Origin of the sequence: Microbacterium croceum (genome assembly GCF_023091245.1) — a bacterium.
Taxonomy (GTDB): Bacteria; Actinomycetota; Actinomycetes; order Actinomycetales; family Microbacteriaceae; genus Microbacterium; species Microbacterium croceum.
On sequence record NZ_JAHWXN010000001.1, the window covers coordinates 1,475,428 to 1,490,064 of the forward strand.

General features: G+C 67.3%; 19 protein-coding genes. 12 read left to right on the forward strand and 7 right to left on the reverse strand.

The window, feature by feature from the left end; genetic code table 11:
- Positions 1-274 precede the first annotated feature (274 nt).
- From KZC51_RS07025 to KZC51_RS07035, 3 genes are read left to right on the forward strand one after another with little or no spacing between them, the layout of a single operon-like run.
- Entirely contained in the window at positions 275-841 is a 567-nt protein-coding gene (locus KZC51_RS07025; protein ID WP_247629288.1) for an RNA polymerase sigma factor, read from the forward strand.
- Positions 838-1,461 carry an Asp23/Gls24 family envelope stress response protein gene (locus tag KZC51_RS07030; protein WP_247629289.1) on the forward strand — a complete coding sequence of 208 codons (624 nt, stop codon included), beginning with the start codon at positions 838-840 and terminating at the stop codon, positions 1,459-1,461. Before KZC51_RS07025 ends, KZC51_RS07030 begins: the two co-directional genes overlap by 4 nt.
- Positions 1,461-1,802, forward strand: coding sequence for a hypothetical protein (locus KZC51_RS07035; protein ID WP_247629290.1), 342 nt, complete (start codon positions 1,461-1,463; stop codon positions 1,800-1,802). Before KZC51_RS07030 ends, KZC51_RS07035 begins: the two co-directional genes overlap by 1 nt.
- An 80-nt stretch (positions 1,803-1,882) precedes the next feature.
- On the opposite strand, the gene KZC51_RS07040 is transcribed toward KZC51_RS07035, so the two are convergent.
- Entirely contained in the window at positions 1,883-2,737 is an 855-nt protein-coding gene (locus KZC51_RS07040) for an SDR family oxidoreductase (protein WP_247629291.1), read from the reverse strand.
- A 92-nt stretch (positions 2,738-2,829) separates the two neighbouring features.
- Here KZC51_RS07040 and KZC51_RS07045 point away from each other — a divergent pair, with 92 nt between their 5' ends.
- The 4 genes from KZC51_RS07045 (at position 2,830) to truA (ending at position 6,460) form a co-directional block, all read left to right on the forward strand.
- Positions 2,830-3,198 carry a winged helix-turn-helix transcriptional regulator gene (locus tag KZC51_RS07045; RefSeq protein ID WP_247629292.1) on the forward strand — a complete coding sequence of 123 codons (369 nt, stop codon included), beginning with the start codon at positions 2,830-2,832 and terminating at the stop codon, positions 3,196-3,198.
- A gap of 132 nt (positions 3,199-3,330) precedes the next feature.
- Positions 3,331-3,978 carry a hypothetical protein gene (locus KZC51_RS07050; RefSeq protein WP_247629293.1) on the forward strand — a complete coding sequence of 216 codons (648 nt, stop codon included), beginning with the start codon at positions 3,331-3,333 and terminating at the stop codon, positions 3,976-3,978.
- A 70-nt stretch (positions 3,979-4,048) separates the two neighbouring features.
- Positions 4,049-5,587, forward strand: coding sequence for an APC family permease (locus KZC51_RS07055; protein ID WP_247629294.1), 1,539 nt, complete (start codon positions 4,049-4,051; stop codon positions 5,585-5,587).
- Between the two features lie 30 nt (positions 5,588-5,617).
- A complete protein-coding gene (gene truA / locus KZC51_RS07060) occupies positions 5,618-6,460 on the forward strand; it encodes a tRNA pseudouridine(38-40) synthase TruA (protein WP_247629295.1) in 843 nt (280 codons plus the stop codon).
- Between the two features lie 8 nt (positions 6,461-6,468).
- Here the strand turns inward: truA and KZC51_RS07065 are convergent, their stop codons facing one another.
- The 4 genes from KZC51_RS07065 to KZC51_RS07080 form a co-directional block, all read right to left on the reverse strand.
- Positions 6,469-6,672, reverse strand: coding sequence for a hypothetical protein (locus KZC51_RS07065; protein ID WP_247629296.1), 204 nt, complete (start codon positions 6,670-6,672; stop codon positions 6,469-6,471).
- Positions 6,673-6,793: 121 nt separating this feature from the next.
- Positions 6,794-7,351, reverse strand: coding sequence for a hypothetical protein (locus KZC51_RS07070; RefSeq protein WP_247629297.1), 558 nt, complete (start codon positions 7,349-7,351; stop codon positions 6,794-6,796).
- A gap of 221 nt (positions 7,352-7,572) precedes the next feature.
- A complete protein-coding gene (locus KZC51_RS07075) occupies positions 7,573-7,716 on the reverse strand; it encodes a hypothetical protein (protein WP_247629298.1) in 144 nt (47 codons plus the stop codon).
- Between the two features lie 113 nt (positions 7,717-7,829).
- Positions 7,830-8,117: a WXG100 family type VII secretion target gene (locus tag KZC51_RS07080; RefSeq protein ID WP_028501988.1), complete on the reverse strand. Its 288-nt coding sequence runs from the start codon at positions 8,115-8,117 to the stop codon at positions 7,830-7,832.
- A 267-nt stretch (positions 8,118-8,384) separates the two neighbouring features.
- Here KZC51_RS07080 and KZC51_RS07085 point away from each other — a divergent pair, with 267 nt between their 5' ends.
- From KZC51_RS07085 to glmM, 4 genes are all read left to right on the forward strand, one after another.
- Positions 8,385-9,053 (forward strand): endonuclease/exonuclease/phosphatase family protein, encoded by a 669-nt coding sequence (locus KZC51_RS07085; RefSeq protein WP_247629299.1) that lies wholly within the window; start codon positions 8,385-8,387, stop codon positions 9,051-9,053.
- A 199-nt stretch (positions 9,054-9,252) separates the two neighbouring features.
- Complete coding sequence (gene rplM, locus KZC51_RS07090) at positions 9,253-9,699, forward strand: 50S ribosomal protein L13 (protein WP_047520838.1); 447 nt, start codon at positions 9,253-9,255, stop codon at positions 9,697-9,699.
- Positions 9,700-9,726: 27 nt separating this feature from the next.
- Positions 9,727-10,209: a 30S ribosomal protein S9 gene (rpsI, locus tag KZC51_RS07095; RefSeq protein ID WP_141872934.1), complete on the forward strand. Its 483-nt coding sequence runs from the start codon at positions 9,727-9,729 to the stop codon at positions 10,207-10,209.
- 14 nt (positions 10,210-10,223) lie between these two features.
- Positions 10,224-11,582 carry a phosphoglucosamine mutase gene (glmM, locus tag KZC51_RS07100; protein WP_247629300.1) on the forward strand — a complete coding sequence of 453 codons (1,359 nt, stop codon included), beginning with the start codon at positions 10,224-10,226 and terminating at the stop codon, positions 11,580-11,582.
- A gap of 70 nt (positions 11,583-11,652) precedes the next feature.
- Here the strand turns inward: glmM and KZC51_RS07105 are convergent, their stop codons facing one another.
- On the reverse strand, positions 11,653-13,095 hold the full coding sequence (locus KZC51_RS07105; protein ID WP_247629301.1) for a hypothetical protein: 1,443 nt from the start codon (positions 13,093-13,095) through the stop codon (positions 11,653-11,655).
- The gene (locus KZC51_RS07110; protein ID WP_247629302.1) at positions 13,092-13,877 is read right to left on the reverse strand and encodes a glycosyltransferase family 2 protein; all 786 of its coding nucleotides are present in this window, start codon (positions 13,875-13,877) and stop codon (positions 13,092-13,094) included. The genes KZC51_RS07105 and KZC51_RS07110 overlap by 4 nt, the downstream gene beginning before the upstream one ends.
- A 60-nt stretch (positions 13,878-13,937) precedes the next feature.
- Between KZC51_RS07110 and KZC51_RS07115 the strand changes: the two genes are divergently transcribed.
- Positions 13,938-14,381 (forward strand): GtrA family protein, encoded by a 444-nt coding sequence (locus KZC51_RS07115; protein ID WP_247629303.1) that lies wholly within the window; start codon positions 13,938-13,940, stop codon positions 14,379-14,381.
- Positions 14,382-14,637: the final 256 nt, after the last annotated feature.

Sequence of the window (14,637 nt, forward strand, 5' to 3'; positions counted from 1 at the left end):
GCGGATCGTCGGGGAGGGGGCGCGCACCCCTCCCCACCGTTCCTCGAAAGGACACGTCATGGGCTTCTTCGCCTCCTCTCCGTCCACCGGGGCGCTGGCCGTCGGCGGTTCTCTCGGGGTACTGCTCATCTACGGCGCGATCACCGGCCGTCGCTCGCGGGCGTGAGAAAGGGCACGCGATGAAGCGGCATCCAGGTGGCGTCGGGTCGAGAACCCGATCCAATCTCGCCGCCGCTCCGAATCTCCTCAGGGATCCGAACGAGGGAGTGAATAGATGGTGGGGGAACGCTTTCACAGCGCATGGGAAGCAGCGGACGACGCCATCGTCGCCGGTCGCGCCATCGACGGTGACGTCGCAGCCTTCGCGGTACTCGTCCGCCGATACACGCCGATGATGAGGGCCTACACGCAGCGGATGCTGAACTCCTCGTCCGATGTGGACGACATCGTGCAGGAGGCGTTCGTGACCGCCTGGCAGCGGTTCTCGGAGCTCGAGGATCCTGCGAAGGTCAAGACCTGGCTGATGCGGATCGTGAGCCGAAAGGCGGTGGACCGCATCCGCAGTCTGCGTCCCATCGTCGACGTCGACGATGTCGAACAGGAGGCTCCATCGCATGCGTCGCCGCCGCGAGTGGCGGAGGCGCGAGCGGGGGTCGCAGCACTCGCGGAAGCACTGCGCGAACTTCCCGCTGCGCAACGGGAGTGCTGGGTCCTGCGCGAGATCGGCGGGTACTCGTATGACGAGATCTCCGACGAGCTCGGCATCTCCACGAGCACCGCGCGCGGCCTGCTGGCGCGAGCCAGGAAATACATGATCGTACGGATGGAGGAGTGGCGATGACTGACGACCACGAGATCCCCGAGCTGCGTCACCTCGGCCTGGAGCCGGACGACCTCGACGGCCATACGCTCGAAGAGCTCTCGGACTACCTCGACGCGGGCCGGCATCCGTCCGATCCGACGATCGACGGTTCTCCGGGATGCCGGCTGGCTCTGGACGCGCTCGAACGCCTGCAGGGGCTCGGCGGGCAGCTGATCGACGCCGATGCCGCCGCGGCGCCGGACGTCGATGAAAGCTGGGTCGACCGCATCCTCAGCGGCATCGCGTTGGATGCGCGGGCGGGCCGACGGATCCCCTTCGATGCGCCGGAGCCCTCCGTCGATCTCGGGATCACCGAAGGTGCCGTGCGCGGCCTGATCCGCTCGGCCGAGAATGCGGTACCCGGCGTGCTCGTCGGTCGGTGCCGACTGGATGGTGACGTGACGATCGCAGGTGCGCCGATCCGTATCGACATCGAGGCCAGCGCACGATTCGGCGAGTCGATCCCCCGTTTGGCGGAACGCCTGCGCGCGGAGGCGGAGCAGCGTCTGAGAGCGCACACCGAACTCAATATCGTCGCCATCGATGTGAGGATCCGCGACGTCTACGATGTGTCGGCCTGGGCCGAGAGGAGCCGATGATGACCGAGTATGAGGAACTGGCCGCCGCGATCGATACGGCGGTACGGGCGACCCCGGGCGTGGATGACATCTACCGCTCCGGCTCGTTGATCTCCAATCTGGTGGGCGCGGGCGCGTCCGCGCTCGGCGTGCGTAATCAGGACGAACCGCTCGTGGCCGTTACCCAGGGTGACGACGGCGTGCGGGTGGAGGCGTCTGTCGGTGTGGACTCCGCCGTCGGTGCCCCGGCGACGTTGGCGGCAGTCCGGAACGCGATCGCCGCTCTGCTCGATGAACGAGGGCTGCGCGCCACAGCCATCACACTCACGGTCGTCTACGTGCATTCGCGCGAGGCGTCCTGAGCTACGGCCGGCCCCGGCCGTAGGAGAAGCGCCGCTCCCCCCTCCGCGAGCGGCGCTTCTCGACATCCACCTGCGACGGATCAGGCGATCGCGCGCAGCCCCTCGACGAGGGGCGTGGTCGGACGACCGATCAGGCGTGCGAGCGTGCCGTCGGTGTCGGCGAGGGCTCCATCGCGGATCCCGCCGTCGAGGGCGACGACGAAGCCGACGGTGCCGGCGTCGAGCCCCGCCGCCGCGAGAGCCGCGGACTGCTCCTCCGGCGTGAGCGCGCGGTACTCGACCGGGCGTCCGGTGACCTCGGCGATCGCGGCGGCGAGGTCCGCGTAGTTCCAGGCGACGTCGCCGCCGAGCTCGTAAGCCTGGCCGATGTGGCCGTCTTCGAGCAGCACGACCGCGACGGCCTCCGCGTAGTCCTTGCGGCTGGCGGATGCGACTCGTCCCTCGCCGGCTCCCGCCGCGAGCACACCCGTCTCGGCGGCGCGTGCGAGGTCGGCGGCGTAGTTCTCGGTGTACCAGTTGTTGCGCAGGATCACGGCGGGCAGACCAGCGGCCGCGATGAGCTCCTCGGTCGCCTTGTGCTCAGGCGCGAGCACCAGGTCGCTGGTGGGAGCCTGGGAGGCGCTCGTGTAGACGAACTTCGTCACACCGGCGGCCTTCGCCGCATCGATGACCGCCTGATGCTGGGGCACGCGGCGTCCGACCTCGGAGCTGGAGACGAGCACGACGGCATCCACGCCATCGAGCGCGGCGGCGATGGTTGCCGGCTGGTCGTAGTCGACGACCGCCACGGAAACACCGAGGGCCTTCAGGTCCGCGGCCTTGGCGACGTCGCGCACACCGGCGATGATCGACTGCGGTGCGGCGCCGCGCTCCAGGAGGCTTTCGACGATGAGGCGGCCGAGGTTGCCAGTCGCGCCGGTGACAAGGATGGTCATGGGAGTCCTTTCGTAGGTGACATCTCCGACAACCGTTGTCTCGAGGTAAACCTTCCGATTTACGGGTACCCACTTTGAAGTAAGGTACCTACATGATGGTGAGTTTTGCGCAGATAAAGGAAACGACTCCCATGGTGTTCCGGCAGGGCTGCGGCACGCGTGTCGTGCTTGACCACGTCATGAGCAAGTGGGGGGTGCTGGTGCTGTCGTCCCTCTCCGAAGGGACCCAGCGCTGGGGGGAGCTGCGGCGCGAGGTCGACGGCATCAGCGAGAAGATGCTCGCGTCGACGCTGCGCACGCTCACCGAAGACGGCCTCGTGCATCGGGAGTCGTTCCCCGCGGTGCCCCCGCACGTGGAGTACAGCCTCACCCCGCTCGGTCGGGATCTGATGGAGCGGATGCTCCCGCTCGTCGAGTGGGTGGCCGACAACGCCGGCGAGATGCTCCGCCGCTCGGAGTGATCGGGCGAGGAAACCACCAGTTGTAGGGGTGGTAGCCGTGCGGGCGAGGTGTTTTGCTGAGAGTTCCTGCGGCCGTCGACCGGTGAACGCCTCTTCTCGCGGGTGGCCGCTCCACCACTGGCAAGGAGCCCGATGGACCGTTCATCCGACGAGCCGAGATCGCCTGATCGTCGACAGGTGATCGTGGGAGCGGCCTGGGCGCTTCCTCTCATCGCGACAGTGATCGCGTCACCCCTCCAGGCCGCAAGCGTGATCCCCGTGTGCCCGGTCATCGCGGAAGGGGACTGGGGTGGTTGGGTGAATCAGGGCCAGGGACTGGTCGACTCCGGCGGTGCGAACGGAACGAACGGGTGGTTCCGTTCGATGTCGGGGGTGTCCGGCTTCGTGTCCACACAAGACAGCATCGCTGTCGCGCCCGCGTCGAACACGCCCCTCGCCTACGTCATCACCGATGTCGTCATCCCCGTCACGCCCGGAGCAACCTATACCTTCGCCGTGCAGGGGGTGGGGCGGTGGGGGAATGGGGTGAACAACGCGAACACGCGGTTCCAGCAGGTGCAGATCAACATCGACGGTGTCGTGCAGTGGCAGGGCGATACCCGTACCAATCTGCTTCCGAGCCTCGGGCCGCAGACGATCGGTTTCAGCTATCTGGTACCCGCGGGGACGACGACGATCACGTTGACCTACCGTTTCCTCATTCCGCCTCGGCCACGCGGCGATGCGCTCGGAGCCAACGACGACATCGCTCTGTCCAATCCCACCATCTCGTGCGAGTAGGTCCGGGAACCACGCAGAGCGCACGCCCTGGCCCTTGACCGGGCCTCTCCCGCGGCCCTATGTTCACACCATGTCGACAACGCCAATCCATCTGGAACGACCCGACGGAAAAGGACTGGCGGCCGGCACACTGGGGCTCTGGGGATCCACCGTCATCGGATTGGCTTCCACGGCTCCCGTGTACTCGCTGGTCGCCTCCCTCGGGTTCGTGGTCATCGCTGTCGGCGCGCAGGCGCCGATCGCCTTCGTCATCGCCTTCGTGCCGATGTTGCTCATCGCCTTCGCCTACCGAGAGCTCAACAATGCCGTTCCCGATTGCGGCACCACCTTCACCTGGGGCGCCAAGGCCTTCGGGCCGTGGGTGGGCTGGATGGGCGGATGGGGCGTCGCCGTCGCGGGAATGGTCGTGCTCGCGAACCTGGCGCAGATCGCTTCCGTCTATTTCTGGTCGTTGATCGGTCAGGACCTGGAGAACAACGACTGGCGTGTCGTCGTGCTCGCCGTCGGCTTCATCGCCGCGATGACCTGGGTGAGCTGGCGCGGGGTGGAGATCGGCGAGCGCATCCAGAACATCCTGCTCGGCATCCAGTATCTCGCCCTCGCGATCTTCGTGGTGACCGCGCTGTGGCAGTTCTTCTCCGGCAACGCGCCCGGCGCGACCGCATTCGACTGGGAATGGATGAACCCGTTCGCCTTCACCGATTGGTCGGGGTTCACCGAGGCCATCCTGCTCGCGCTCTTCATCTACTGGGGCTGGGACACCTGCCTGGCGCTGAACGAGGAGACCAAGGACCCCCAGCGCATCCCTGGCCGCGCGGCGCTGCTGACCACCGTCATCCTGCTCTTCACCTACGTCACGGTCACGATCGCGGCGATGATGTACGCGGGTCTCGGCGATACCGGCACGGGCCTGGGCAACGAGGCCAACGCCGACGACTTCTTCCTCGCGATCAAGGACGGCCTGCTCGGGCCGTTCGGCTGGGTGCTCGTGGTCGCCGTGATCATCTCGGCGATCTCATCGACGCAGACCACGATCCTGCCGACGGCCCGGGGCACGCTCGCGATGGGTGTGTATCGCGCGCTGCCTGCGAAGTTCAAGGAAGTGCATCCGACCTACAAGACACCTTCGTTCTCGACCATCGTGATGGGGGTCGTGGCCTCGGTCTACTACGTCGGGATGACGCTGATCAGCGACAACATCCTGCAGGACTCGATCCTCTCGCTCGGTCTCGCGATCGCCTTCTACTACGCCATCACGGGCTTCGCGTGCGTCTGGTACTTCCGCGCCGATGTCTTCCGCTCGCCGCGCGAGTTCTTCTTCAAAGGGCTGTTCCCGCTGCTGGGCGGACTCATGCTCACCGCGGCATTCGTGCAGTCCGCGATCGACATGTGGGACGTGGACTACGGCTACACAGTGCTGTTCGGTATCGGCGGCACCTTCGTGATCGGCATCGGTTCGCTGGCATTCGGCCTCGTGCTGATGTTCGTCTGGTACCTCTTCCCGCGGTCGAAGCGGTTCTTCCGCGGCGAGAGCCTCAACCGCGACACCGAGGTGATGGTGCCCGACGAGCCCGGCGACTTCATCCGCTCGATCGACGGCGGAATCTGATCGGGGTGCCGTCGACCTAAGCTTGTTTTCGTGCGCATCCGGCTCGACATCGCTTACGACGGCACCCACTTCCGCGGGTGGGCGCGACAGCCGACGCTCCGCACCGTGCAGGGCACGCTCGAGGCGGCGCTGGCGCGTATCGTCGGCTCGGACGTCCGATTCGTCGTTGCCGGACGCACGGATGCCGGCGTGCACGCGCGGGGGCAGGTCGCCCACGTCGACCTGGACGACACGCAGTGGGCGCGCATCGAGGCCCGTCAGGGGCGCGCTCCACAGGACCCCGCCGGGTCGATCGCCGGGCGTATGCGCGGCGTGCTGGGCGCGTATTCCGACGTCACGGTGACGCGGTCCTCACGGGCACCCGAGGGGTTCGATGCCCGGTTCTCTGCGGTATGGCGGCGGTACCGGTACCGCCTGGCAGATCAGGTCGCCGGCTTCGATCCGCTGCGCCGCCACGACACCACCGCGGTGCGCGGCCGGCTGGACGAGCAGGCGATGGATGCCGCGGCGCAGAGCCTGATCGGACTCCACGACTTCGCGTCGTACTGCAAGCCACGTGACGAGGCGACCACGATCCGCACGCTTCTCGACTACCGCTGGACCCGCGACGCCGATGGCGTGCTGATCGCCGAGGTCAAGGCGGACGCCTTCTGCCACAGCATGGTGCGCGCACTCGTCGGCGGTTGCGTGGCCGTGGGGGAGGGGCGCCTCGATGTCTCCGACCTGGTCGTGTTGCGCGACGCGGTGACCCGAACGAGTGAGTTCAAGGTGCTGGCCGCACGGGGACTCACCCTGATGGAGGTCGGCTACCCGGCTGACGGCCTGCTCGCTGCGCGAGCCGAGCAGACGCGCGCTCGCCGCGACAGCGAATAGCGGTCGTCTCAGGCCGGGGCCTGAGTCCGGAGCGAAGGACGATCGGCTGCGGGAGGCGTGCCGCCGACGAGCGAGATCACGTCATCGAGAACGAGCCCGAGCACCGGGGCTGCATCGATCACATCGGCGACCAGCGTGCGTTCTCCGTCGCGGCGCTGCGCGCGCAGCATCATCGACACGGGCACATGCTCTGCAGGTGCGACGAACGACATCACCGCCCGACCTTTCGAGAAGGTGACGGCGCGCTGCGAGACCGTGTATGCGAACCGCCCCCAATCCGGCGGGACGAGCAGCGTCTAGCCCTGCGGCGTCGGTTCGACGCGGCCGAGGAGGTCATCTTTCAGTGACACGCAGTGCTCTCCGTCTCCGACGCTCTGCGCGCAGGCGCTTCATGCGCACGGCAGCGATGATCCCCGATGCGATGAGCACGAGAGTGAACGGGGCGACGAGCCAATGCCAGCTGATCGGGTAGCCGTCAGCGCCCGGTGTCCAGATCGTCCCCGTCGGGTCCTTCTCGAACGCGGCGATGAAGATCGTCATATAGCCGGCCAGCAGGGGCACGAACGTCATGTAGGCGATGTCGTCGGCGATCTCGAGCCCGCCGAGCAGGAGGTAGGCGGAGGCACAGCCGATCGCGATCAGCCCGGTCGTGATCGTGAGCCAGGCGGGCACGCTCAGCACGGGCCACGGCAGTACCGAATCTCCGAAACTCAAGCACTCGTTGGAGTAGTAGACCCGACCGCAGTTGAGGATGAGGCGGGCACCAACAGGCACGATCCACTGCGCCAATGTCGCGATCGTGGCGAGGATGGCGATCAATCGTAGGACGCCGAGTCGCAGGGGCAGCCAGCCGCGATTGAGTCCGAAGATGGGCTGTGTCGAGAACGGCACGGTGTCAGTCTACGGTCGGCCGAAAGAGCAGTAGAACGGCTTGATCGGGCTGCTGTAGACCCCTCCGGCGGCTCCCGCGACCCGGCTGTCGACCGACGTCACGCCGGCTCCACCGATCTTCGGAACCGTGCCCAGCACGGCATCCGCCCTCGCATCCGCGATGGTCGCGCTGCGCGGCCCGGACTTCGCCGCGCAGTCGGCGAGGGCGATGCCCCATCTGTTCAGCGACGCCCACTCGGAGCCGCGCGCCAGCTGGCGCTCTCAAGGGTGTCGTTGATCGAGCCGGCGTCCTCGAAGCCATGCTTCGCCGTCTTCAGCGTGTCGTGAGCGTCGCGGAGGTGCTCACGGTCGAGCAGTACGTCCACGGTCAGAGTCCTTGCGCTGTGAGGGTCAAGATGCTCGGCCCGGGCTGGGGCAGAGAAGGGCGGGCGGATCGGTGCACGTCACCGACCCGCCCGCCCGAAAACGCTGCTGTGGTTCAGCTGCCGGCGAGCTGCTGGTCCAGGTCCTGGATCGCGCGCATCATGCCCAGCAGCGACTCGGACATGTCGTTGATGCCATCGACCGCCGTCTTCAGACCCGTCGTCAGCTCGGTGTAGCCCTCACCGAACTTGCCCGACGCGTGCTGCGTCTTGAAGTCCTCACCCAGCAGGGTGTCGACCTGACCCTTCAGCGTGTCCAACTGACCCTGAATGTCATCACGAGCCTGCGACAGCGACGACGCCACCTGCTCCATCTCCGCATAAGACGCACCGAAATCGGCCATCGTCCACACCTCCGCAAATCGTTTGGAACGGACCCCTCCGGCCCGAATAGCTCCACCCTACGGACGAACCGGCAAAGCCGTCGATGGGGACAACTCCCCATGCCGCTCACGACATCCGTCGGCGGTGCGCGCCACCACGCTGCCGCGACCCGGGACCGGCTCGATGAACACGTTGTCGCGATGCGCGACATGGCCCACTGAGGCAATCACCGAACGGCTACGTGTTTGCCACCCGACTCCAAGCAGGACGGGCTAGCGTGAGAAGTGATGAAGGTCATCTCCTACAACCTGCGCAAGCACCGAGCCGCCACGGAGCTCGTGGCGCTCGTCGGCCAGCACGACCCCGACATCCTCTGCCTGCAGGAGTGCGATGTGCAGGGCCTACCCGACCGGATCGGCGACTTGGTGCTCGCGGACGCGACCCAGGGGAACCGCCTCGGCCTCGCGCTCTATTACCGGACGAGCACGTTCCGCCTGCAGAAGATCCGTGCGATCGAGCTGAAGAAGTCGCTGCACGACAGGATGCTGAAGCCGGCGCACGAGCGTGTGCTGGGTGCTCGGCTGCTCGACATCGACGACGGACGCGAGCTGATCGTCGCGTCGTTCCACGCGGCGCCTCTCACCGCCCTCAACTCGCTGCGTCGTCATCAGATCCGCGCGGCCCTCTCCGCTCTCGCCGAGCTCGGGGAGGGGCTGCCGCAGCTGATGGTCGGGGACTACAACTACCCGGTCTTCAAGGAGAACCTCGGTCAGGCCGTGCGCAACCAGGGCTACGCCCTCACGCTCAGCGATGACCACACCTACACGCGCTACCGCGTGTTCCGCGGCCACTACGACTTCGCGACATCGGTCGGGTTCGAGGTCGACGCGATCACCACGCTTCCGCAGGGGTCGAGTGATCACCGTCCGATCCTGGTGACGGTGCACCCGGACTGAGCACCCTCCCGGTTTGAGGTAACACGCCCGGGTGGCGTATGCTGTCTCTTTGGTGCCGTTCTCCGTCCTCGGAGGACGGCGACCATCCGAACGTGAGCCCTCCACTGGCGTGTTCCCCTCCCGATGAGATCGCGAGGAAGAACCACCCCGGAGTGGGATTCACGAACTTCTCCGTTCGACACAAGAAAGCAGCACCATCGTGACGCGCACTTACACCCCGAAGGCCGGCGAGGTCCAGCGTGACTGGGTCGTCATCGACGCCACCGACGTCGTTCTCGGCCGCCTGGCTTCGCACGCCGCTACGCTCCTGCGTGGCAAGCACAAGCCCACCTTCGCCAACCACATCGACTCGGGTGACTTCGTCATCATCGTGAATGCCGAGAAGGTGGCGCTCACCGGTCAGAAGCTCCAGAAGAAGCTGGCCTACCGCCACTCCGGTTACCCGGGCGGCCTGAAGTCGGTCACCTACGCCGAGCTCCTCGAGAAGAACCCGGTCCGTGCTGTGGAGAAGGCCATCCGTGGCATGCTCCCCAAGAACAGCATCGGCCGCCAGCAGCTGTCGAAGCTCAAGGTGTACGTCGGTGCCGAGCACCCGCACGCCGCGCAGCAGCCGACGCCGTACACCCTCGACCAGGTCGCCCAGTAAGCGCCGTAAAGACTTAAGGACATACTCGTGGCTGACATCCAGGACACCACCGAAGCTCAGAACTACTCGACCTCGACTCCCGAGACCGAAGCTGTCGAGGCGGCTCCCCGCCCCGTGCTCAGCGTCCCGGGCGCCGCAGTCGGACGTCGCAAGCAGGCCATCGCCCGCGTGCGCATCGTCCCCGGCTCCGGCACGATCACGGTCAACGGCCGTACGATCGAGGACTACTTCCCGAACAAGCTGCACCAGCAGCTGATCAACGACCCGTTCACCGTGCTGAACCTCGCCGGTGCATACGACGTCATCGCGCGCATCTCCGGTGGTGGCCCCTCGGGCCAGGCCGGCGCGCTTCGCCTCGGCATCGCCCGTTCGCTGAACGGCATCGACGAGGAGAACAACCGTCCGACCCTGAAGAAGGCCGGCTTCCTCTCGCGTGACGCTCGCGTCAAGGAGCGCAAGAAGGCTGGACTCAAGAAGGCCCGCAAGGCGCCTCAGTACTCGAAGCGTTAAGGTCCACTGCTCCGATGCCGATCTTTGGCACGGACGGCGTGCGAGGACTTGCCAACGGCATCCTCACCGCCGACCTGGCGCTCACCCTGGCCCAGGCGACTGCTGTCGTCCTGGGCCAGGGCCGTACTGCGGAGGCCCGCAAGGCCGAAGGCAAGCGACTCACCGCAGTGGTCGCCCGGGACCCCAGGGTCTCCGGACACTTCCTGACCGCCGCGGTCGCCGCGGGACTCGCCTCGTCGGGTGTCGATGTGCTCGAGGCCGGGGTCATCCCCACGCCCGCACTCGCGTTCCTCGTCGCCGATCGCGATGCCGACTTCGGCGTCATGATCTCTGCGTCGCACAACGCTGCGCCTGACAACGGCATCAAGATCTTCGCCCGCGGGGGCGTGAAGCTCCCGGACGAGGTCGAGTTGCGCATCGAACAGGCGATGTCCGGAGAGATGCTGCGCCCCACCGGCGCCGGCGTCGGACGGATCGACCGCTTCGCGGATGCCGAGGATCGCTACGTCGTGCACCTGCTCGGCTCGCTTCCGAACCGTCTCGACGGCATCCACGTCGTGCTGGACTGCGCGCACGGCGCCGCCTCCGGGGTCTCGCCGGAGACGTTCCGTGACGCCGGCGCCGAGGTGACCGTGATCGGTGCAGATCCCGACGGTCTCAACATCAACGACGGCGTGGGCTCGACCCACCTCGACAACCTCGCAGAGGCCGTCGTGCGTCTGGGCGCCGACATCGGAATCGCCCACGACGGCGACGCCGATCGCTGCCTCGCGGTCGACGCTCAGGGCGCTCACATCGACGGCGACCAGATCATGGCGATCCTCGCGGTCGCGATGAAGCAGCGCGGACACCTCACGGATGACACCCTCGTGGCGACCGTGATGAGCAACCTCGGTCTGCACGTCGCCATGCGCGAACACGGCATCACGGTCCGCCAGACGGCCGTGGGCGACCGTTACGTGCTCGAGGACATGAACCGCGGAGGGTACGCCCTCGGCGGCGAGCAGTCCGGCCACGTCATCATGAGCGAGTTCGCCACGACTGGTGACGGCCTTCTCACCGGCCTCCACCTGGTCGCGGAGATGGCTCGCCAGAAGAAGTCGATCGCCGAGCTGGCCGCGGTCATGACCGTCTACCCCCAAGTGCTCATCAACGTGCGCGATGTCGACAAGGATCGTGTCATCGACGACGAGGGCGTGCAGCAGGCGGTGCGCGCGGTCGAGGCCGAGCTCGGCGACAGCGGACGCGTGCTGTTGCGCAAGTCCGGCACGGAGCCGCTCGTTCGGGTCATGGTCGAGGCCGCCGACGCAGAGTCGGTGCGAACCTACGCAGAACGTCTCGCGGACGTCGTGCGTGAGCGCCTCGCGCTCTGACATCCGCTTCGTTCCACGAACCGGCCGGCCGCTTCCACAGCGGTCGGCCGGTTTCTGCGTGGGGAAGCGGTCAGGGGGCAGCGCAGATGCGGTAGCCGCCTTCGGCCAGGGTCTGCGTGGCGCATTCGGCGCCCGTCAACCGCGGCGTTTCGAGCATGGCCGGGGCATCGAAGAGACCGACGTGCGCGCCGGTGAGGACGACGGCCGGCACGGCGGCGCCCCACGGTTGTGCGGCGAGCCATTCGGTGCCGGTCTCGGCGACCCACTCGGTGAGAGGGGCGACTGCCGCGCGCTGACGTTCCAGTGTCTGCCCGCGCGACTCATAGCTCGAAGCGACGTGCATCGCCGCACCGATTCCGATGAGGAGAGCGAGCACGCTCGTGGCGGCAACGGTGATCCGTGCCGTGGCGCCACGCGGAATCCGACGTGCTGACCAGACCGCGACAGCGGCGAGGACCGGGAGGAATGCGTAGATGCCGACGGCCGGATGGCGCACCCAGAGCGGGAGCTGCGATGCCGTCGCCCACCACCCGATGAACGTGAGCACTCCTACTGCGGCGGCGGACGCGTAAGCGATCACCAGGCGGTCGCCAGCGGTCGATGAGCGTCGCGCGAAAACGACACCGGTCACGATGATCACGGCAAGGAGCACAAGTCCGATCACGGTGATCGCTGCAGGGCCCGACCAGGAGTCGGCGAACGTCTGCAGCTTCTGGAGCACAGTCGTGGATGCGCCTTGGCCACCGCTGCGCACGAAGGCGACGAGCGCACGCAGGTGATCCACATATCCACCGAGGCCCAGTGAGAGCAGCGCCGCGAGTTCGAAGAGCATCGTCGGCGCGGCGACCAGCAGGAGAGGGAGCCAGGAACGCCGAAGCGTGTTGCGCACGCGGGCCCAGCCTCGGCCGTCGGCGAGCAGCAGGAGCGCCACGGCGAAGGCCGGCAGTGCGAGCAGGGCGATGAGTTTCGCCTGCACCGCCAACCCGACCAGGAGCCCGGCGACCCAGGCGCGACGTGGCAGGGCGAGGAGCGCCCAGACCAGGAGCGCGGCCGCGGGGATCTCGCCGAGGAGGTCGGCGGGCCCTTGGATCGGCGAGACGCCGGCGGAGGTGATGAATGCCAGCGGCACGGTGACGGCGAGCAGCGCGGCCCACCGTCCGCCGATGCGCCGACCGATCAGGGCGAGCCCCACGAGGAGCAACACCCAGTAGGTCAACGGGACCAGGCGTGCACCGATCACGAGGTCGGCACCGGTGGCGAGGACGGCGGCGACCGGCAGCAGCACCACCGGCCCGGTCGAGATCCGCGGGTCGAACGGAGTGATCGTCGAGCCCGAGAGCGCGCCGTCACTGGAGTAGCCGAGCCCGGCCAGCAGGTTACGGGGGACGGTGAGGTTGAAGGCCTCATCCTCCCAGAGTCGCCAGACGAACAGGCTGTGCCAGGCGACGATGACATGGCCGATCACGAGTGCGGCAGCGAGCCCCCAGAAGAGTGCGGTGCGCGCCCGGGTCATCGGACGACGGCCTCCGGTCGGCGGATGTCGCGGAGGGGGGCACTCGGACGCAGCGAGAGCGACCACGCCTCGCCCCATGCAGCGCGGACGAACTGACGGAGCCGCTTCGGCGGCAGCGTGACTCCGGCACCGCGGCCCCACATCGTGCCGGTCGTCGAGGAGCCGCGCCGAGGGATGCTGGCGACGCGGAGGTAGCGCACGATGAACCCGCCCCTGGCCTCAGCGAGGGAGAAGTGCACGTGCGGCACCGACGCATCGGCAGGGATCGCATCGATGAGCGCCTGCAGCGCCTCGGGCCGGTACGCGCGCAACGGGGTGTTGACGTCGGGGACGCGACGTCCGGCTGCGGCTGCCACCAGTACCCCGACGGCGCCCGTGAGCACCTTGCGGTACCACGGGTCGGTCCGTCCGTCGCGCACACCATGCACCACGTCCGCGTTCGCGTGGAGCAGCGCCGAGATGAGTCGGGGGAAGTCCCTCCCGTAGAACTGCCCGTCGCCGTCGACGTGCACCAGCACATCCGGCTCGGCGGCCAGACCGGCGCGGTACGCGGCGAGTGCCGTGGGGCCGTGCCCTCGGTTCGTGGGCTGGACCTCGACGGTCACATCGTCGATGCCGTCGAACACGGTCGCGGTGGCGTCGGTGGAGCGATCGTCGGCGATGTGGAATGAGACCCGATCCGCGAGCGGGACGACAGCATCTCTGATCTCGTCGATGAACCCGCCGATGCCCTCGGCTTCGTTGTAGGCGGGCATCACGATGGCGAGGTGGGCGATGGTCACGGTGTCCTCCGAACTGCCGCGTTCGGTCAGGGCGCGCGCAGCAAGTAGCCTAGTCGAGTCATGAAACCAACCTCCCGATTGCGGCGTCTTGCCGGCCTGGGCAGTCGCTTCCTCATCGTCGGCGGGGTGAGCACGCTGGTCGAGATCGGTGTCTTCAACCTTCTCGTCTTCGTGTGGGGGTGGGATGTCGTCTCCGCGAAGATCGTGGCCTCGCTCGTCGCGCTCGTCAACGCCTACTTCGGCAACCGCGAGTGGACCTTCCGTCATCGTGACCGGCGGGGTCGCATGAACGAGCTGGTGCTCTTCATCCTGACCAACGTGGCGTGCACCGCGATCGGCGCAGGTCTCGTCTGGCTCGGCGTCGAGATGGCGACCGGAATCCTCGGACGCACGCCCGGCGCGATCGCGGTCAACGCGGTCAACCTCGTGAGCATCGTCATCGTGGTGGCGCTGCGATTCGTGCTCTACCACTCGATCGTCTTCCGCTCGCCGACTCCCCGCTGATTCGCTGCCTGTCGGCCGGACGATCCGAGCAGACGGCGCGGATTGTGTCGGCTTCTTTCGTGGATTGATTCTTTGCTCGACAGATTCGACGCTGATCTCGCATGATCGCGGTCCTCCCGCAATCTGCGAGGTCGCTCGTGTGCCACGATGGAATCGATACGAATCAGCCCTCTCTCCGGGCCCCAGACCCAGGAGACAGGATCGGCGCTTTCATGCGCTCGGGGGGAAAATCAGTGCCATCAGGTTCCGAACTGAA